Consider the following 18,029-nt stretch of genomic DNA (forward strand, 5'->3'; position numbering starts at 1 on the left):
CTGCGGCCCTAGCGGGTGGACGGCAGCATGCGGCGGGCCAGGTTCTCCTTCGGTGCGCCGTCCGGCTCGGCGATCCACGGCCCGGTGCCTTCGCTGGCGTCGATGACGTCCGCCTCGAGCCAGCCGTAGCTGCCGTCGAGCACAGCGCGGGCCAGCGACTCGTCGGCGGAATCGGAGTTGTGCCACAGAGCGTCGAAGTGATTCTCCACCCGGAGGCGGGCTTGCTGGGCGAAGACGTCCGCGAGTTCCGCGGCGGACTGCGCCTCGTCGGGGGAGGAAGAGCGGAGCCTCTGCGCCCGGACACACGCGGCCGTGATCGCGAAGAGCTCCGCGCCGATGTCGACGACGCGGCCGAGGAAGCCCTGCTTCTTCTCCAGCTTGCCTTGCCAGCGCGCCATGCCGTAGAAGGTCTGCCGGGCGAGCTTGCGGGACGCACGCTCGACGTAGCGCAGGTGCGAGGCCAGCTCCCCGAACTCGCCGTAAGCTCCGGGGCGCTGGCCGGCGCCGGCGACGAGCTGGGGGAGCCATTTCGCGTAGAACCCGGTGGCCCGGGCGGCCGCCTTCGCCTTTCCGGGCAGCGCCACGTCCGGGTCGATGACGTCACCGGCCGCCTGGAGGTGGGCGTCGACGGCTTCACGGGCGATCAGCAAATGCATGATCTCGGTGGAGCCTTCGAAGATCCGGTTGATGCGCAAGTCGCGCAGGATCTGCTCGGCCGGCACGGCTCGTTCGCCCCGGGCTCGCAGCGATTCGGCGGTCTCGTAGCCGCGTCCGCCCCTGATCTGGACCAGCTCGTCGGCGGCGAGCCAGGCCATCTCACTGCACCACAGCTTCGCTAGCGCCGCCTCGATGCGGATGTCGCGGTCACCCTGGTCCGCGAGCTGCCCGGCGAGCTCGATGACGGCTTCCTCCGCAAAAGCCGTGGCGGCGATGAAGGAGAGCTTGTACGCCACCGCGGCATGGCGGCCGATCGGCTTGCCCCATTGGACTCGGTGCGCGGACCACTCGCGGGCGATCTTCAAGCACCATTTCGTTCCACCGGTGCACAGCGCCGGGATGGAGAGCCGGCCGGCGTTGAGCGTGGTCAGTGCGATCTTGAGGCCTTGTCCGACACGTCCCACACGGTTCGCGGCGGGCACTCTGACCCGATCGAAACGGGTTACGCCGTTCTCGATTCCGCGCAGCCCCATGAAGGCGTTGCGGTGCTCGACGGTGATTCCCGGCGAATCGGCCTCGACCACAAAAGCCGTCACACCGCCGCGGATCCCGTCGTGGTCGGGAACCCTCGCCATGACGATCAGCAGCTCGGCGACGACGCCGTTGGTGGTCCACAGCTTGACGCCGTCGAGCTCGTACGCCTCGCCCCCGTCGACGGGCGTGGCGGTGGTGTGCAGCCGCGCCGGGTCCGAACCGACGTCGGGCTCGGTCAGGAGGAAAGCGCTGATGGCGCCCTTGGCGCAGCGCGGCAGGTACTCCTGCTTCTGCTGCTGGCTGCCGAAGAGCTTCACCGGTTCAGGGACGCCGATGGACTGGTGCGCGGAAACCAGCGCACCGATGGACGGGTGTACGTAGCCGAGGAGCATGAGCGCCCGGTTGTAGCCCGACTGACTCAGGCCCGCGCCCCCGTACGCCTCGGGAATCTTCATGCCGAACACGCCGATCCGGGCCATCGCTTTGATGTACTCGTCGGGGATGCGCGCTTCCCGTTCGATCACCGCACCGTCCAGCTCCGAGATGCAGACCGCGCGCAAACGTTCCAGGAACGCGTCGTCGCGTGCGGTCTCCTCGTCGCTCGGCTCGGGGTGAGGATGGATCAGGTCGAGCCGGAACCGGCCGAGGTACAGCTCTTTCGCAAACGACGGCTTCTGCCACTCGGTTTCGCGGGCAGCCTCGGCCACCTTGCGCGCCTCGGTCTCACTGACGTGGGACTGCCGCTGTGTCGTGGTCATGGTGCGCCTCTCGTCCGTCGGCGTCTCGCATGGTCCAGGTACCCATTGTTACTCGCTGGTAACTGATGGCGAAACCCCTCGCCGGATCTTCGCCTTCCCGTGGGAATCTCGCTCGCCTCGAGGGCGTTGTACCTTGTACGCTGGGTCAGCTGGCAGCAACTGGTCCAGTGCTTGATAACTCAACAGGGGGTGAGCGGTTTCGACTTCGCACGTTGAAGCAAAGGAAGCGGGCCGAGGATGCCGCGTTATCTCGTTAACGCCCGCGGCAAACGTTACAAGTGCCAACGAAAAGCGCACTGACTTCGCCCTTGCCGCCTGAGGCAGGGTACTGAAGTCTGTCGACCCGGGGTTGCTTCCGACCCGGTGTTCGGCATCATTGAGGAGGCTCACCTATCGGCACGGTCGCGGGGCCGGTAGGGACATGTACGCGACTGGGCTCGTCACGGTGACTTGCTTGCGTGATCACCGGAGCCAAGTAGAGGCATAGCAAGCTGCGCCCGGAGAAGCTTTGGGGATACGTCGAAGGACCCGGGTTCGATTCCCGGCACCTCCACCAAGTTGACCAAACGAAACGTGCCCCGTCTGATGACGGGGCACGTTTTTGTGTCTCGGCGCTTTCCGATCCGGCTGACGCCTACGCGCGTGAATGGACGGCGGCGCCGATCCGCGCGGAGAACTCGACGAGGCGATTGGCGAATCCCCACTCGTTGTCGTACCAGCTGAGCACCTTGGCCTGCTTGCCAACGGCCTCTGTCAGCGGCGCGTCGAAGATCGACGAGTGGGGATCGCCGACGATGTCGGCTGAGACCAGTGGTGCCTCGGAGTACTTCAAATAGTGCTCTAGCGGCTGCGAGCCAGCGGCTTCGCGGAACGCGGCGTTCACCTCGTCGACGCTGGCGGCACTGCGCAGGATCACGGTGAAGTCGGTGATCGAGCCTGCCGGGACGGGGACGCGCAGCGAGGCTCCGGTCAGGAGGCCGTCGAGCTCGGGGATGATCTTGCCGATGGTGTTCGCCGCGCCCGACGACGTGGGAATGATCGAGAGCGCGGCCGCGCGTGCCCGGCGCAGATCCGAGTGCGGAGCGTCGTGCAATCTCTGGTCGCCGGTGTAGGCGTGGATCGTCGTCATGAGACCGGATTCGATTCCGAACGAGTCGTTGAGCACCTTCGCCAGCGGTGCCAGCGAGTTCGTCGTGCAGGAGCCGTTGGAGAAGATGTCGTGGCTGTCGGCGTCGAGCTTGTCGTCGTTCACCCCGAGGACGAACGTGGGAACGTCCCCCTTGGCCGGCGCCGAGATGATGACCTTCCGCGCGCCGCCGTTGAGGTGGGCTGCCGCCGCGGCGCCGTCCGTATAGCGGCCGGTGGACTCGATGACGACGTCGGCTCCCACCTCTCCCCAGGGGATGGCCGCCGGATCGGGCTGGGCGAAAACGGTGATGCGCTTGCCCCCGACGATGATGGCGTCGTCCTCGACCCCGACCCCGTCGAGGTGGCCGGAGATGGAATCCCACTCGAGCAGGGCAGCCAACGTGCGGGCGTCGGTGAGGTCGTTGACCGCCACCACCTCGATGTCCGCGTCGTTCGCCAGGGCAGCGCGCAGATAGCTGCGCCCGATCCGCCCGAATCCGTTGATGCCGATGCGTACCGCCATGTCTTTCACTTTCTCCTGTCGTTCTTGAGGTTCGAGGTGGATGTCGCTGCTGCGCGGAGCAGGTCGACAGCGCCGGCGCACGCATCCTCGAACGGGGCCGAGTCCTGTTGTGCGATAGCGAGCACATAACCGCCTTGCAGGACGGCCATCAGGGTGTGAGCGAGGCGTTCCGGGGCGAGGTCATCGCGCAACTTACCCGCGGCGATCGCCTCGCGTAGTACCCTCACCCAGCTGACGTGCGCCTGGGCGAAGGCGCGTGCCACCGGGGCGAGCAGGACCGGGTCCTCGCGGACTTGCGGGTCCTGGGTCATTCGGCCGACTTTGCAGCCCTTGAGGGCGTCGCGCGGACGGGTCAGATACGCCTCGATCCGAGCCAACGGGTCCCCGCGACCATCGAGATCGGACACCGCCGGCAGCAGAGCGGCGACGTTGCGCTCCAGGGCCGCGAGAGCCAAATCCCGTTTGGATGGGAAGTGGTGGTACATGCTGCCCTGCCCCACGCCCGAGCGCTCGCGAATGTCACGCGGGCTTGTATCGGCGTAGCCGCGCTCCCACAGCAGGTCGCTCATCGTCTCGACCAACAGCTCCCGAGAGTCCATGCCTGCACTCTACACCTACTAGTAGGTACAGCCCTGGGGAGCCCGCCTCGACCCGCGCAACTTTCATCGCAAGGTCACCGGCGCTCCGGGGTTCGTCGAGCCGCATGATCACCGAAGGAAGTCCCGGCCGCGAACGCCGGTGGCCATCCGGCCGAAGACGAGGCGCGGTCATGAATTCGTCTCCGTGCCCGCGGAAATGACGTCGTGGAACTGCTCGGCGGTGAGACCGCTGACCCTGGCGAGCTCGCTGGTGCTCCTGCCTGCTTCGGTGAGCAGGTTGATGGCGGCTCCGAGCATGTACGGCGACTCTGGGGGACCGAGCGCGCCCGGTTCGGGATAGCCCTGATCTCGCAAGTACTGATTAGCGCGACGGTAGGCGTGCTCACTCCAGATGCCGATGCTGTGTGCCCGATACACCAGAGCGGCGAGGCTGACTCCCCATTTAGTCTTGGCATGCAGGAGTGCGTCCCACTCCACCGCGCGCGGCAGATCGGGTTCGAGCTCGGCAGTGGGGGCCAGGAACTCCGAGGCGAACTGGTCGGCCTGACGTTCGGTGATCTTCGATCCTGGTTCCACGTCGTGGTGCATGACGAGGTGTCCGAGCTCGTGCGCCGCGTCGAACCGGCTGCGGGCGCGGTCATCCTTGGCGGGCGAGAGCAGTACCAGAGGCCTGTGGCCGGCTTCCGTGGAGAACGCGTCCACCTTGGTGTCGATCTCGGGAGGCAGGCGGAGGACGACGACGCCATGCGCCTCGAGGAGCCGGACGGAGTGCGGCAGGGGTCCGGGATCGACGCCGAGCCGTGCACGAGTTCTCGCGGCGGTCGCGACGATCTCGTCAGGTGTGGGTTCTTCGTGTACGGGGTCGACGATGTCGGTCACGGCCGGCAGGTCGACGTACTGTTCGAGGACGTCAACCACGGCTAGGGCGATCTCGGCGAAAGCGAGCGCCTGATCTCGGGAGGCTGCCGGCGTGGCGCGTAGTGATCGAAAATGCGCCGCGCTGGCCGGAACCTGCTCGATCGGCCTGCCCGGGCGGAAGAACTCCGCCGGCATCCCCAGCGCCAGCGCGAGTTCGGCCAGCACGGCGTCGGAAGGCCGGGTGCCCCGTTCGAACTGGGTGATCGAGGCCGCCGTGACGCTGGTTCTCGCGGCCAGCATGGTGCGTGGCATTCCGCGTAGCCGCCGGGCCAACGAGAGCCGCCTGCCATCGAATCCGTCCACCGTGCCATTGCCTCGCCGCCGACGGGCACGCTGCACGCCGTCGGACTCGGCGGTCATCGTCCGAATCCTTCCGCGTCGACCCGTTTGAGGGTGATGGTGGGGACGGGAGCGGGCCTGGCCCCGAAGCCTGCCTCACTATTCGGCGCCGAACCGTCCTCTTCATAGGCGACGCCGGGCGCGGAGGCCTCGTCCCACCACGCCGGTATCACGGCGATCCAGCGATCTGAGCTTGTGGTCGGTAGCCCCAGCCAGCCCGCCGTCAGGCCGTTCTCGATCTCGGCACCCCACACCAGGAAGGCGTCACGGCATCCTTTGACCGCTTGTGCCGCGCCGGGAACGTTCAGCTCGAACAGCGGCTCGGCCCCCGGCTGCCTGGGCGGCACCGGGTAGACGGCGCGATTGCGTGCCGCGGCGGCGAGCCGGGACTCACTGCTGTTCCACTCGAAATCTGCTCTGAACACCGGCTCCCGTCCGGTGGAATGGGGAGCCTTGACCAGCCGCACGTCGGCGCTCGGCGTGCGTACGACGGTGCCGGTGAACTCCCGCGCGGCCGACACGCCAGCGGCACGCCACGACTCGCTGCGCCCCACTTGATCGAGGATTCGATTGGAGAGGTTGCGGCTGGAGAGCACACCCAGGGTGAAGGCGTCGTCGTGCAGCTCATCGGGTTCGTAGCGCTCGCGATTCGCGCGCCAGACCTCGATGGCCTCGCGCCGAACCAGATCGACCACTCCCACCTCGACCAACGAGGCGCGGATGGACTCCAGATGCTGCTGCCCGTGCGGATCCCAAGTCGCCATGCGGCCAGTAAAACAACTCGCACTGACATCGCACCGGCGGCCGGATACGCGGCCAACACCGTCTACCTCGCTCGCCGGTGAGCCTGTCGCTCTCAAACCTGCTGGAGCCAGCTGACGACGAACAGGGTCGCCATGCCGAGGACGAACACTGTGACCGGAACCGCCCAGCGTGACCGCTTCCGGTGCTCATCCGGCGCGAGAGCCAACGTCGACCCCCTACCGGAGAGCTATTACCGCGGTCTTCAGGGCACCGGTTCGACCGCGCGCCAGTCGACGTACCTGGGTGCCTGGAATGATGTCACCGTGCCAAGCCCTACCCCGAGCGAGTTCCGTGACGACGCCGATGCGCGTGTAGTTCTAGCGGTCGTCACGCGAGACCTCCGTGAGGATTTCGGCGAAGAGGTAAACCTTCTTGACGCCTGGATTGAGACGCTCAACAGTACGTGCGTTCTTTACCGATACCGAATTGGCGATATCGGAGTGATCGGCAGGCGTATCACGTTCCCACCGCACGCCGCCGACGATGATCCCGCCTCAACCGGAAACGACTGGGCACAAACCATCGCAGAGCCACTTGGCACTCTCGCCCGCACCCTGCGTCGTGACGAGCTGGGAATCCTGTGGGCGGGCCTAGGCCCAAACGATCCCTTCCCCGTCCCGCCTCGGTGGCCGTTGGGATGAGCGCAGGAAACCTCACGCGTCCGGTTCGATGGCACGCCAGTCGATGTACTTGGGCTGCCGCCCGTCGCCCGAGGACCGGCGGGTGAGCCGTCTGCGGATCCACGGAAGGACGTGCTGCCGGTAGTACGCGGCGTTCGCCGCCAGACCGGGCGCTAGGGCCGGGCCTGAGGCCGCCGGCAGCATCCACTCTTCCGGGTAGGCTGCGCCGAGCGTCTGCAAGACGTGCGCGGCGACACGGTGGTGGCCTGCGGCGTTGAGGTGCAGCCGGTCGTCGCACCAGTAGGCGGCATGGGTCAGTTCGGCGTCGGCCCACATGTTCGTGAACATGACGTCGTGCTTGATGGTGAGCTCCTCGACGGCCGTGGTCAGCAGGTCGCCGAGGCGTTGCATCCGCCTGCCCATCGGCAGGTTCCGCGCTGGGTTGCCGCCGCTGAGGATCAGCGGCCGCACGCCCACGGCGTGGCACCGGGTGATCACGTGCTCGGTCAGCGAACAGATTCGTGCGACGTCCGCCCGGGGCCGCAGCATGTCGTTGCCGCCGCCGTTCAACGTGAGGACGGTCGGCTCCAGCGCGAGGGCTGGTTCGAGCTGTTCGCGGACGATCTGCGCCATCAGCTTGCCGCGTATGGCCAGGTTCGCGTATTCGACCGGCTCTCCGATGTCGAGCGCGAGGCCGGTGGCCACGAGGTCGGCCCAGCCCCGGACCGTGCCGTCCGGGCGCTCGTCGCCGATTCCCTCGGTGAAGCTGTCGCCGATAGACACGATCCGCATGGGCCCATTATCGACGAGCCAATTCCCGGGTGTGCCGCGGGATGACCATCGGCGAGCCGCTCTCCGGATCGGTGATGATCCGGCAGTCCATGCCGAACGCGGCGTGAATCAGCTCGCTGGTCATGATCTCATCCGGGCGGCCCTGGGCCAGGATGGCGCCGTCTTTCATACAGACCAGGTGGGTGGCGTAGCGGGCGGCCTGGTTGAGATCGTGCAGGACGGCGACGACGGTCCGCCCGGCCGCGTGCAGCCGCGAGCACAGGTCGAGCACCTCGTACTGGTGCGCGATGTCGAGGAACGTGGTCGGCTCGTCAAGCAGCAGGTACTCGGTCTGCTGCGCGAGCACCATGGCGATCCAGGCGCGCTGGCGCTGTCCGCCGGACAACTCCGCGACGTGCCGGTCCGTCAGTTCGGCCACGCCCGTCGCCTCGAGGGCATGCTCCACGGCGTCGCCGTCCGCGCTGGTCCATTGCCGGAGGAGGGTCTGATGCGGGTACCGTCCGCGCCCGACGAGGTCACGCACGCTGATGGCTTCCGGGGCGATGGGGCTCTGCGGCAGCATCGCCAGCCGCCGTGCGACAGCCTTGCTGCGGTACTCGCCGATGGCCCGCCCGTCGAGCAGCACCTCGCCCGAGACGGGCTTCAGGGTCCTGGCCAGTGCCTTGAGCAGGGTCGACTTGCCGCAGGCGTTGGGTCCGACGATCACCGTGAACTCGGCGTCGGGCACGTCGAAGCTCAGCTCCTCGATGACGGTTCGGGCGTCGTAGGCGAGTGTGACGTCCCGCGCGCTGAGGCCTGCGGCCGTTGTCATACGGAGATCCTCTTCCATTCCTTCATGAGCAGATAGCCGAGGTACACGCCGCCGACGCCCGCGGTGAGGATGCCCACCGGCAGCTGGACGCCGAACGGTCCCTGCTGGACCGCCAGGTCCGCTACCGCCAGGATGAGCGCCCCGGTGAGCGCAGCTACGGCGATGTTCGGTCCGGGGGCGCGGGTGAGGCGCCGCCCGATCTGCGGCGCCATCAGCGCGACGAACGCCACGGGTCCCACCACCGTGACTGCCGCCGTCGCGGAGCAGATCGCCACGACGACCGCCGCGACCTTGGTGCGCACGGCACCTGCTCCGAGGGCGTCGGCCAGCTCGTCGCCCATGTCGGCGATCTGCAGCCGGCGGCTGAGCGCCAGGGTACACGGCAGCAGGACGAGCATCGCAAGACCCATCAGGCGGGCGTCGTCCCATGAACGTGACGCCGTGCTGCCGTTGAGGTACGCGGCGATGACGGTGGCCTGCTCCCGGGTCGTCCTGGTGATGATCCACTGGACGAAGGCGAGCGCCATCGCGTTGACGCCGATGCCGACGATGATCATCCGGGCGGGCGAGCTGAAGCCCTGTCCGGTGCCGGCATAGACCAGGACCATCGCCACGACCGCGCCCACGAGAGCTCCGGCGGGCAAGGGAATTATCCCGGTCCACATCAGGCCGAACGCGGCAGCACCCGCACTGGCCCCCGCGGCCAGCCCGATCACGTCCGGGCTCCCGAGCGGGTTTCTGGTCACCGTCTGGAACAGGGCGCCGGCGATGCCGAGACCGGCTCCCGCGGTCAGCGTCACGGCGAGGCGGGGGCCGCGCAACCGGCTGAGGACGAACTCTTCCTGAGCGCCGAGTTCGGCGCCGAACGGGATGAGCAGCCGGGTGATCGGAACTCCGAGATCACCGAGGGTGAGCGTGAGCAGCGCGGTCACGAAGAGTCCGGCGCCGATCAGGACGCCGACGACGACGCTACGCGGCTTCACCGGCACGCTGACCCACGTACCGATGCGCAGCACCCTGGCCGCAGGTCTCGGGGGCGCCCCGGTGGCGGGCGGCGTCCGAGGTTGAACAGCGGTACTCGCCGGCATCAGGCACGGCCCTTCATCCGGCGGACGCTGAGCATGAGGATCGGAGCGCCCAGAAATGCCGTGACGATCCCGACCATTAGCTCGCCAGGGCGCACCACGATCCGGCCGATGATGTCGGCCGCGAGCAACAGGACCGGGCCGAGCATCGCACAGTACGGCAGCAGCCACCGGTGGTCCGGGCCGGTGAAGGGCCGCACCATGTGCGGCACGGCGAGACCGACGAACGCGATCGGTCCGCAGGCGGCGGTGGCCGCCGCGGACAGCAGAGTGGCCGACGCCGCCCCGCCGACCCGGATCAGGGCGGTCGACGCGCCCAGCGCCCGAGCCGTGTCGTCGCCGAGCGCCAGCACGTTCATGCCCGGCACGAGCAGGATCGCAAGGCCCAGGCCGGCGACGACGAAGGGGATCACCTCGCCGACGACGTCGAAGCCCCGCCCGGCCAGCGCGCCGACCACCCAGAAGCGGTAGTTGTCGAACGCATCCGGATGAGTGAGTGCGACGGCCTGGACATACGCGGTGAGCACGGCGGTGATCACCGCACCGGCGAGCACGAGCCGCAGCGGAGTCACGCCGCGTCGTCCGGAGCCGAGCACGTAGACGACCACCACCGCCAGGAACGCCCCAGGGATGGCCGCCCACACCGACGCCGATCCGACGCCGAGGAACGCGATACCGGTCACGATCGCCGCCGACGCCCCGGCGTTGACGCCGAGCAGGCCGGGGTCGCCGAGCGGGTTCCGGGTGATCCCCTGGATGATGACACCCGCCACGGCCAGGCTCGTCCCGGCGACAGCCCCCAAGACTGTGCGCGGGATGCGGCTGTCGACGACGACGTGTGCATAGCTCTCGCCAGGCTGAGTCAAGGCCAGCCATACCTCGGACAGGCTCAGTGCCTTGTTGCCGATGGCGAGACTGGCCAGGCACGCCACGGCCAGGGCGGCCGCGGCGAGTAGGAGTCCGAGGGCGAGCCGGGCGGCCCTCCCCCGGTCGCCGTGGGCCTCAGTCGAGGCCGGCGACGGCGTCGCTGAGGAGATCGACGTAGTCATCGATGACCCAGGGGACTGTCAGCGGGGTCAGCATGCTGGATGCGGCCGCGAGGTGCCGGTCGATGACCGGGAGGTAGGTGCCGCGCTGCACGGCCGGTATTTGCGCGTAGAGGGGCTGTGCCTCGGCTTCGGCCTGATTGGTCTCGTCGTTGAACCAGGTGACGATGAGGTCGGCGTCGTCGAGCAGATCGGCCTGTTCCAGACCGAGATCGGTGGTGAACTGGCCCTCGCTCAACTCCATCTCGGCAAGCTCGGGAACCTCCTCGAAACCCAGCCGGGCGAGGAACTCGACGCGAGGGTCGTGGCGCTGGTACAGGTGCAGCTGGCCGGGCTGCACAGCATAGATGTACGCGAACGAGACTCCTTCGAACTCGGGGTGCTCGTCGGCGGCCTCGGCGAACTGGCCGGCGATGTCGTCGATGAATGCGGACGCCTCGTCACTCTTGCCGAGCGCCTCGCCGATCAGCTCGATCTCGGTGTCCCAGGGTGTCGCCCACGCACGCCCGGGATACGCGACCGTGGGGGCGAGCTCGTTGAGGATGTCGAAGTCGTCCTGGGTGATCCCGGAGTTCGGCGCGAGAATCAGGTCGGGTTCCAGAGCGACGATCGCGTCCATGTCGATCTCCGGGTAGAGCGCGAACGTGGCAGGGAGGTCGCCGCCGGCGCTCTCCACGGCCTCGCGGAACCAGGGCCGGTAGCCGTCCGCGTCGCCTGACCACTCGTCGTACTCCACGCCGACCGGATTCTTGCCCAACGCGAGGACCGTGTCCTGCACGCCCCAGCCGATGGTGACGATCCGCTCGGGTTCCGACTCGATCACGGCGGTTCCCAAGGCCGAGTCGATGCTCACCGGAAAGGCGTCGGCGTTCTCGGCGGTGTCGGCGCTCCCGGTCTGGTCCGCGGCGGACAGCTCGTCACCGTCGCCGGATCCGCAGGCGGCCGCGAACAGCGTGAACGAGGTGACGGCCGCGAGTGCGACCAGGCCTGGAGGATGCCCAGCGGGTCGGGCTCGTCGGCGAGCGGGCATGCGGGTCCAGACTGCGGACATGTCGGTGCCTCCGGTGAGTCATTCACGTAAGTGCGCCCTCAGTATGGCATGCCTTACCTAATGACTCATTCCGGAGGGATCGTCTGAACCTCGGGCGCTACGACGAGATCATCCCGTGGGGATCGAGGATGTACTTGCGGGCCGCGCCGCGGTCGAACTCGGCGTATCCGTCCGCCGCCTGATCCAGCGGAACCACCGTGGCGTTCACGTTCTTGGCGATCTGAACCCGGTCGTGGAGGATCGCCATCATCAGCTGGCGGTTGTAGCGCATGACCGGGCACTGGCCGGTGGTGAAGGACAACGACTTCGCCCAGCCCAATCCCAGCCGGACGGACAGCGAGCCCTCCTTGGCGGCCTCATCGGCGGCGCCCGGGTCGCCGGTGACGTAGAGGCCGGGAATGCCTACCGCGCCGCCGGCACGCGTCACGTCCATGGTCGCGTTGAGCACCGTGGCCGGGTGCTCGGTCTGCGAGTCCGAACCGTGCCCGCGGGCCTCGAAGCCGACGGCGTCGATGGCGCAGTCGACCTCCGGCTCGCCGAGGATCTGCTCGATCTGCTCCGTCGGGCTGCCCTGGGACACGTCGATCGTCTCGCAGCCGAAGCTGCGGGCCTGCGCCAATCTGTCAGCTTGCAGGTCAGCGACGATGACGACCGCGGCACCGAGCAGGAACGCCGAGGTAGCGGCCGCCAGGCCAACCGGGCCGGCACCGGCGATGTACACCGTCGATCCGGGGCCGACGCCAGCGGTCACGGCGCCGTGGAAGCCCGTGGGGAAGATGTCCGAGAGCATCGCCAGGTCGCGGATCTTGGCCATGGCGAGGTCCCGGTCGGGGAACTTCAGCAGATTCCAGTCGGCGTACGGCACCAGTGCGTATTCGGCCTGCCCACCGACCCAGCCGCCCATGTCCACGTAGCCGTATGCGGAGCCGGGGCGGTCGGGGTTGACGTACATGCAGATGCCGGTCTTGCCCTCCTTGCAGTTCCGGCACCGTCCGCAGGCGATGTTGAACGGCACGGACACGAGATCGCCGGTCTGGATGTACTCGACGTCCCGGCCGGTCTCGACGACTTCGCCGGTGATCTCGTGGCCCAGGGCCAGGCCCGCGGGCGCGGTGGTGCGGCCGCGGACCATGTGCTGGTCGCTGCCGCAGATGTTGGTGGCGACCACCTTGAGGATGGCCGCGTGCGGCAGTTGGCGCCCGACGTTGTCGGGATTTACTCCGGGTCCGTCCTTCAGCTCGAAGGTGGGGTAGTCGACCTCCTCCACCTCCACGTGACCTGGGCCTTTGTAGATGACAGCTCTGTTCTCGGGCACGGCGTCGCTCCTCTGCGTTGATGGCGGAAGTGCTGGAGTGGTGGGAACTGAAGACATGGCGAGGTACGTCTTGCCAGCGGCGCGGCAGCAACTCGTCGAGCGCGAGCCCTGCCCGGAAGCGATGTGATCATCGCGGGGCTCCGCGGTGCGATGGTGCGGTGTGGGGTCGTTGCCCCACGCGGATCTATCGAGCCTAGAACCGCGGCGGAAGGACGTCAAAGGCGTGGACGGCCCTCTGAAGCCGGCGTACGGCGGCGGGCCGGCGAGCCCGTGGAATGCCGGACCTTCTCAGGTCTAGCCAGAGAGCACGAATGGGTTGATGACCGGTACGCCTGCCCGCTCGACATCCTTCACGTTGCGGGTGACGAGGGTGAGCCCGTGCGCGGCGGCGCAGCGTCGATCGTGCAACGTGCCAGGCGATAGCCGCGACCGATCAGGGACTCTGGATCACCATCAGCAGATCGCCGCCCTCCACCTGCTGCACGGCGGCGATCGCGAGACGCCGCACCACGCCCGCCCGGGGCGCTGTGATCGAGGCCTCCATCTTCATCGCCTCGATCGTGGCCACCGTGGCTCCGGCCTCGACCGGGTCGCCCTCCCTGGCGACGAGCGTCACCACCCCCGCGAACGGGGCCGCGACGTGACCTGGGTCGGACTTGTCGGCCTTCTCGGCGGCGGGCACGTCGGAGGCGATGGCACGATCACGCACCGAGATGGGCCGGAGCTGGCCGTTGAGAGTGGCCATCACGGTCCGCATGCCACGTTCGTCGGCCTCACCGATCGCCTCGAGCTCGATCAGCAGGCGCACACCCGGCTCCAGGTCGACGGCGTGCTCCTGCCCGGGCCGTAACCCGTAGAAGAAGTCCTTGCTCGGCAGGACGCTCGTGTCTCCGTACACGTCGCGGTGGTCGAGGAACTCCTGGGCGGGGCCGGGGAACAGCAGCCGGTTCAGTGTGACTCGGCGCTCCTTCTCCAGCCCGTCGCGATCCTCGGCGGACAGTTCGCGCACCGGCTTGGGGTCGGCCCGTCCCTGCAGTGCCTTGGTGCGGAACGGCTCCGGCCAGCCCCCGGCAGGTTCGCCGAGCTCGCCACGGAGGAACCCGATCACCGAGTCCGGGATGTCGTACGCGGCCGGGTCGGTCTCGAAGGCGCCGGGTTCGACGCCAGCACCGACCAGGTGCAAAGCGAGGTCACCGACCACCTTGGACGACGGAGTGACCTTGACCAGGCGGCCCAGGATCCGGTCCGCGGCGGCGTACATCGCCTCGATCTCCTCGAACCGGTCACCGAGCCCGAGCGCCTGCGCCTGAGTGCGCAGGTTCGAGAGCTGCCCGCCCGGGATCTCGTGGTGGTAGACCCGGCCAGTCGGTGAGGCGAGACCCGCTTCGAACGGTGCGTAGATCTTGCGTACGGTCTCCCAGTACGGCTCCAGGTCGCCGACGGCTCGCAGGTCGAGCCCGGTGGGCCGCTCGGAGTGGTCGGTGGCGGCGACGATGGCGGACAAGGAGGGCTGCGACGTGGTGCCGGCCATCGACGCCACGGCGCCGTCCACCGCGTCGGCTCCGGCCTGGACGGCGGCCAGGTACGTGGCCAGCTGACCGCCCGCGGTGTCATGGGTGTGGACGTGCACGGGCAGATCGAACTCCCGGCGCAACGCGGAGACCAGGCGGGTGGCCGCCGGAGCGCGCAGCAGCCCGGCCATGTCCTTGATCGCCAGGACGTGTGCGCCGGCAGCGACGATCTGCTCGGCCAGCTTCAGGTAATAGTCCAGGGTGTAGAGCCGCTCCGACGGATCGGAGAGGTCAGCGGTGTAGCACAGCGCGACCTCGGCCACGGCCGTGCCTGTGGCCCGGACGGCGTCGATGGCCGGGCGCATCTGTGACACGTCGTTGAGAGCGTCGAAGATCCGGAAGATGTCGATGCCGGTGGCTGCGGCCTCGTCGACGAAGGCGGTGGTCACGTCTTGTGGATAGGGCGTGTAGCCGACGGTGTTCCGGCCGCGGAGCAGCATCTGCAGGCAGATGTTGGGCAGGCTCGCGCGCAGCGCCGCCAGTCGCTCCCACGGATCCTCCGCGAGGAATCGGAGCGCGACGTCGTAGGTGGCGCCGCCCCAGCACTCCATGGAGAGCAGCTGCGGCAGCGTGCGGGCGACGACGGGCGCCACGGCCAGCAGGTCCTTGGTCCGGACTCGCGTGGCCAGCAGGGACTGGTGGGCGTCCCGGAACGTGGTGTCGGTCACGCCGAGCGTCGACGAGGAACGCAGATGCCGGGCGAATCCTTCGGGGCCGAGCTCGTCGAGCAGCTGCTTGGAGCCGCGCGGAGGATCGCCGTCCGGTACCTCCGGCAGCTTGAGAAGAGGGTCCGCCAGTCTGGGCCGTTCGCCGTGTGGCTTGTTCACGGTCACGTCGGCGAGATAGGTCAGCAGCCGGGTGCCGCGGTCGGCGGAATGCCGGGCGGTCAGCAAGTGCGGCCGTTCCTCGATGAACGACGTCGTCACGCGCCCCGCTCGGAAGTCCGGATCGTCGAGCACGGATTGCAGGAACGGGATGTTGGTGGAGACTCCGCGGACCCGGAACTCGGCGAGCGCGCGCCGGGCCCGGCCAACCGCGGCGGGGAAGTCCCGCCCCCGGCAGGTCAGCTTGACCAGCATCGAATCGAAGTGGGCGCTGATCTCCGCGCCGGCGAACGCTGTGCCGCCGTCCAGCCGGATGCCCGAACCGCCCGGCGAGCGATAGGCGCTGATCACGCCGATGTCCGGGCGGAATCCGTTGGCCGGATCCTCGGTGGTGATCCGGCACTGCATGGCGGCGCCCCGGAGCGTGATCGAGTCCTGGGTCAGGCCGAGGTCGCGCAGGCTCTCGCCTGCGGCGATCCGCATCTGCGACTGCACCAGGTCCACATCGGTGACCTCCTCGGTGACCGTGTGTTCCACCTGGATCCGGGGATTCATCTCGATGAAGACGTGCTGGCCACCCTCGTCGAGCAGGAACTCCACGGTGCCCGCGTTGCGATAGCCGATCTGCCGGGCGAACCGCACCGCGTCCGCGCAGATCCGCGCCCGCAGCTCGGGGTCCAGGTTCGGCGCGGGCGCCAGCTCGATGACCTTCTGGTGCCTGCGCTGCACGGAGCAGTCCCGTTCATACAGGTGAATGACCTCGCCATGACCGTCAGCCAGGATCTGTACCTCGATGTGGCGTGGGTTCACCACCGCCTTCTCCAGGAACACGGTGGGGTCGCCGAACGCCGACTCGGCCTCCCGGGCAGCGGCCTCGATGGCCTCCCGCAGCTGGCCGGGCACGTTGACCCGCCGCATGCCGCGGCCCCCGCCACCCGCGACGGCCTTGACGAACACCGGGAAGCCGATCTCTTCGGCCGCGGCGACCAGCTGGTCCACATCCGCCGACGGCGCCGAGGAGGCCAGCACCGGCACCCCGGCCTCGGCCGCCGCCGCGACGGCGCGCGCCTTGTTCCCGGCGAGCTCGAGGATGTCGGCGGACGGGCCGACGAAGGAGATTCCGGCTTCGGCACAGGCCCGCGCCAGTTCAGGGTTCTCGGACAGGAACCCGTAGCCCGGATAGACCGCGTCCGCGCCGGAGCGGCGGGCCACGGCGACGATCTCGTCGACAGACAGGTACGCCCTCACCGGGTGACCGCGCTCACCGATCTCATACGCCTCGTCGGCCTTCAGCCGGTGCAGGGAGTTGCGGTCCTCGTGCGGGAACACCGCGACAGTGGCGGCTCCGAGCTCGTAGCCTGCACGTAGTGCGCGGATGGCGATCTCACCGCGGTTGGCGACGAGTACCTTGCGGAACATGATCGATCCTTCCTGGCCGCCACCTGGCCGGCCATGCCTGGAACGCTGAGTCCTGCCGACGGAACGAACGTCGAGACCGTCGCTGAGGATACCGAGGACTCGGCGTGCCCGGATCGGTGTCTTGCCGTACGGGCACGTTCGCCGTCAGATCCAGCCGCGCCGGCTGGCCTGCGCCCCCGCCTGGAACCTCGTGGAGGCGTGCAAGAGGTCCATCAGATGCAGAACACGCCGACGTAGGGTGCGCGTACTCACCCCGAGCTGCCGGGCGATCGCCTCATCCTTGAGCCCGGCGCTCATCATCCGCAGCAGCGCCACGTCGTCGTCGGTCAGCTCCGCTGGCCGCCCGGTCTCCAGACCGGAGATCGGGAAGGCCCGCTCCCAGTACGCGTCGAAGAGGGCGATGAGCGCGGTGAGCAGGCTTGACTGGTGGACGATCGCGACGCTCTCGGTGGAGTGCTGATCAGTGGTGAGCGGGACGATCGCGACCCGGCGATCGTAGACCCGCAGCTTGAACGGCAGCTCGGGAAGCACCCTGGCCTCTTCTCCCAGTGCGGCCAGTTGCGAGAGGACGGCCGGCCGCTGCGGCGCGTCGACGGCCTCCTGGCTGTAGATCGCCTTCGCCACGACGCCGCGCTGTAGCAGAGGGCGCTCCGCGGCCAGTTCGTGCGCGCCCGGCTGAAAGACGTACGGGGGCTTGTCGAAGGCAAGGATCTCGCGCTGGGTGCCGTCGTTGAACTCGCGCGCGCGGCGAGCGATGGTCTCGGTTCCGCTGATCACCTCGATCAGCCCACCTGGATGGGCCTCGATGCGGCCGGTGCGGAAGTCCTCCGCGAGTTCGATGATCTCCGCGCGCACCGCGGCCAGCTCCGCCTCGCGCCGTTGAATCAGGGCGGCGAGCGCCGCATCCGGGGACACCGGCACGAACGCGCGGGCCGCCGTCCGACGGACGAGGCCCAGCTCTTCGAGCCGGGCGAGGGAGGCGCGGACTCGTGACGTGGAACTGCGATGGGCGGCAGCGAGCTCGGAGAGCGTGCCGGACGGCTTGCGCACCAGGGTGCGATAGACCTGCTCGTCGAACTCTTCGACCCCGGCCGCTTGCAGCATGACACCCTCCCGTGGGTACGGATCGTGGTTGGCCAGAAGTGGCAACTGCCTGTTTTGGCCACAGGGCAAGTATGGACAGACACCTCCTCCGGTGCTGAACTGCCGCATACCGCACTGATCTTGGAGGACTC

14 protein-coding genes and 1 other RNA gene are annotated in these 18,029 nt (G+C 68.5%); 2 read left to right on the forward strand and 13 right to left on the reverse strand.

Annotation, left to right across the window (positions count from 1 at the left end; translation table 11 throughout):
- Window positions 1–8: 8 nt before the first annotated feature.
- Window positions 9–1,949, reverse strand: coding sequence for an acyl-CoA dehydrogenase family protein (locus tag G1H11_RS12350; protein ID WP_163818893.1), 1,941 nt, complete (start codon window positions 1,947–1,949; stop codon window positions 9–11).
- Window positions 1,950–2,134: 185 nt separating this feature from the next.
- On the opposite strand from G1H11_RS12350, the gene ssrA reads away from it, so the two are divergent.
- Window positions 2,135–2,505, forward strand: a transfer-messenger RNA (tmRNA) gene (ssrA, locus tag G1H11_RS12355).
- A 78-nt stretch (window positions 2,506–2,583) separates the two neighbouring features.
- Here ssrA and gap read toward each other — a convergent pair.
- The 4 genes from gap to G1H11_RS12375 form a co-directional block, all read right to left on the reverse strand.
- On the reverse strand, window positions 2,584–3,600 hold the full coding sequence (gene gap, locus G1H11_RS12360) for a type I glyceraldehyde-3-phosphate dehydrogenase (protein WP_163818894.1): 1,017 nt from the start codon (window positions 3,598–3,600) through the stop codon (window positions 2,584–2,586).
- 5 nt (window positions 3,601–3,605) lie between these two features.
- Window positions 3,606–4,199: a TetR/AcrR family transcriptional regulator gene (locus G1H11_RS12365; protein WP_163818895.1), complete on the reverse strand. Its 594-nt coding sequence runs from the start codon at window positions 4,197–4,199 to the stop codon at window positions 3,606–3,608.
- Between the two features lie 168 nt (window positions 4,200–4,367).
- On the reverse strand, window positions 4,368–5,477 hold the full coding sequence (locus tag G1H11_RS12370) for an ImmA/IrrE family metallo-endopeptidase (RefSeq protein WP_163818896.1): 1,110 nt from the start codon (window positions 5,475–5,477) through the stop codon (window positions 4,368–4,370).
- A complete protein-coding gene (locus tag G1H11_RS12375; protein ID WP_163818897.1) occupies window positions 5,474–6,220 on the reverse strand; it encodes a hypothetical protein in 747 nt (248 codons plus the stop codon). The genes G1H11_RS12370 and G1H11_RS12375 overlap by 4 nt, the downstream gene beginning before the upstream one ends.
- A gap of 150 nt (window positions 6,221–6,370) precedes the next feature.
- Between G1H11_RS12375 and G1H11_RS12380 the strand changes: the two genes are divergently transcribed.
- The gene (locus tag G1H11_RS12380) at window positions 6,371–6,901 is read left to right on the forward strand and encodes a hypothetical protein (RefSeq protein ID WP_163818898.1); all 531 of its coding nucleotides are present in this window, start codon (window positions 6,371–6,373) and stop codon (window positions 6,899–6,901) included.
- Between the two features lie 12 nt (window positions 6,902–6,913).
- Here G1H11_RS12380 and G1H11_RS12385 read toward each other — a convergent pair whose 3' ends face one another.
- The 8 genes from G1H11_RS12385 to G1H11_RS12420 all read right to left on the reverse strand — a co-directional run bounded on the left by G1H11_RS12385 (window position 6,914) and on the right by G1H11_RS12420 (window position 17,898).
- Entirely contained in the window at window positions 6,914–7,672 is a 759-nt protein-coding gene (locus tag G1H11_RS12385) for an SGNH/GDSL hydrolase family protein (protein WP_163818899.1), read from the reverse strand.
- A 7-nt stretch (window positions 7,673–7,679) separates the two neighbouring features.
- Window positions 7,680–8,483, reverse strand: coding sequence for an ABC transporter ATP-binding protein (locus tag G1H11_RS12390; RefSeq protein ID WP_216843698.1), 804 nt, complete (start codon window positions 8,481–8,483; stop codon window positions 7,680–7,682).
- Complete coding sequence (locus G1H11_RS12395) at window positions 8,480–9,466, reverse strand: FecCD family ABC transporter permease (protein WP_216843699.1); 987 nt, start codon at window positions 9,464–9,466, stop codon at window positions 8,480–8,482. Before G1H11_RS12395 ends, G1H11_RS12390 begins: the two co-directional genes overlap by 4 nt.
- A gap of 104 nt (window positions 9,467–9,570) precedes the next feature.
- The gene (locus G1H11_RS12400; RefSeq protein WP_163818902.1) at window positions 9,571–10,617 is read right to left on the reverse strand and encodes a FecCD family ABC transporter permease; all 1,047 of its coding nucleotides are present in this window, start codon (window positions 10,615–10,617) and stop codon (window positions 9,571–9,573) included.
- On the reverse strand, window positions 10,571–11,665 hold the full coding sequence (locus G1H11_RS12405; RefSeq protein WP_163818903.1) for an iron-siderophore ABC transporter substrate-binding protein: 1,095 nt from the start codon (window positions 11,663–11,665) through the stop codon (window positions 10,571–10,573). The genes G1H11_RS12400 and G1H11_RS12405 overlap by 47 nt, the downstream gene beginning before the upstream one ends.
- Before the next feature lie 97 nt (window positions 11,666–11,762).
- Window positions 11,763–12,980, reverse strand: a complete 1,218-nt coding sequence (fdhA, locus tag G1H11_RS12410; RefSeq protein WP_163818904.1) for a formaldehyde dehydrogenase, glutathione-independent — start codon at window positions 12,978–12,980, stop codon at window positions 11,763–11,765.
- A 433-nt stretch (window positions 12,981–13,413) separates the two neighbouring features.
- Window positions 13,414–16,794, reverse strand: a complete 3,381-nt coding sequence (locus G1H11_RS12415; protein ID WP_163818905.1) for a pyruvate carboxylase — start codon at window positions 16,792–16,794, stop codon at window positions 13,414–13,416.
- A gap of 144 nt (window positions 16,795–16,938) precedes the next feature.
- A complete protein-coding gene (locus G1H11_RS12420) occupies window positions 16,939–17,898 on the reverse strand; it encodes a helix-turn-helix transcriptional regulator (RefSeq protein WP_163818906.1) in 960 nt (319 codons plus the stop codon).
- Window positions 17,899–18,029: the final 131 nt, after the last annotated feature.

The sequence above is a fragment of the Phytoactinopolyspora alkaliphila genome (assembly GCF_010550695.1).
Classification (GTDB): Bacteria; Actinomycetota; Actinomycetes; order Jiangellales; family Jiangellaceae; genus Phytoactinopolyspora; species Phytoactinopolyspora alkaliphila.

Coding starts and splice junctions, on each gene's coding strand:
- G1H11_RS12350 (WP_163818893.1), bottom strand. CDS start 1,949: ATGACCACGACACAGCGGCAGTCCCACGTCAGTGAGACCGAGGCGCGC.
- gap (WP_163818894.1), bottom strand. CDS start 3,600: ATGGCGGTACGCATCGGCATCAACGGATTCGGGCGGATCGGGCGCAGC.
- G1H11_RS12365 (WP_163818895.1), bottom strand. CDS start 4,199: ATGGACTCTCGGGAGCTGTTGGTCGAGACGATGAGCGACCTGCTGTGG.
- G1H11_RS12370 (WP_163818896.1), bottom strand. CDS start 5,477: ATGACCGCCGAGTCCGACGGCGTGCAGCGTGCCCGTCGGCGGCGAGGC.
- G1H11_RS12375 (WP_163818897.1), bottom strand. CDS start 6,220: ATGGCGACTTGGGATCCGCACGGGCAGCAGCATCTGGAGTCCATCCGC.
- G1H11_RS12385 (WP_163818899.1), bottom strand. CDS start 7,672: ATGCGGATCGTGTCTATCGGCGACAGCTTCACCGAGGGAATCGGCGAC.
- G1H11_RS12390 (WP_216843698.1), bottom strand. CDS start 8,483: ATGACAACGGCCGCAGGCCTCAGCGCGCGGGACGTCACACTCGCCTAC.
- G1H11_RS12400 (WP_163818902.1), bottom strand. CDS start 10,617: ATGACTACGTCGATCTCCTCAGCGACGCCGTCGCCGGCCTCGACTGAG.
- G1H11_RS12405 (WP_163818903.1), bottom strand. CDS start 11,665: ATGTCCGCAGTCTGGACCCGCATGCCCGCTCGCCGACGAGCCCGACCC.
- G1H11_RS12415 (WP_163818905.1), bottom strand. CDS start 16,794: ATGTTCCGCAAGGTACTCGTCGCCAACCGCGGTGAGATCGCCATCCGC.
- G1H11_RS12420 (WP_163818906.1), bottom strand. CDS start 17,898: ATGCTGCAAGCGGCCGGGGTCGAAGAGTTCGACGAGCAGGTCTATCGC.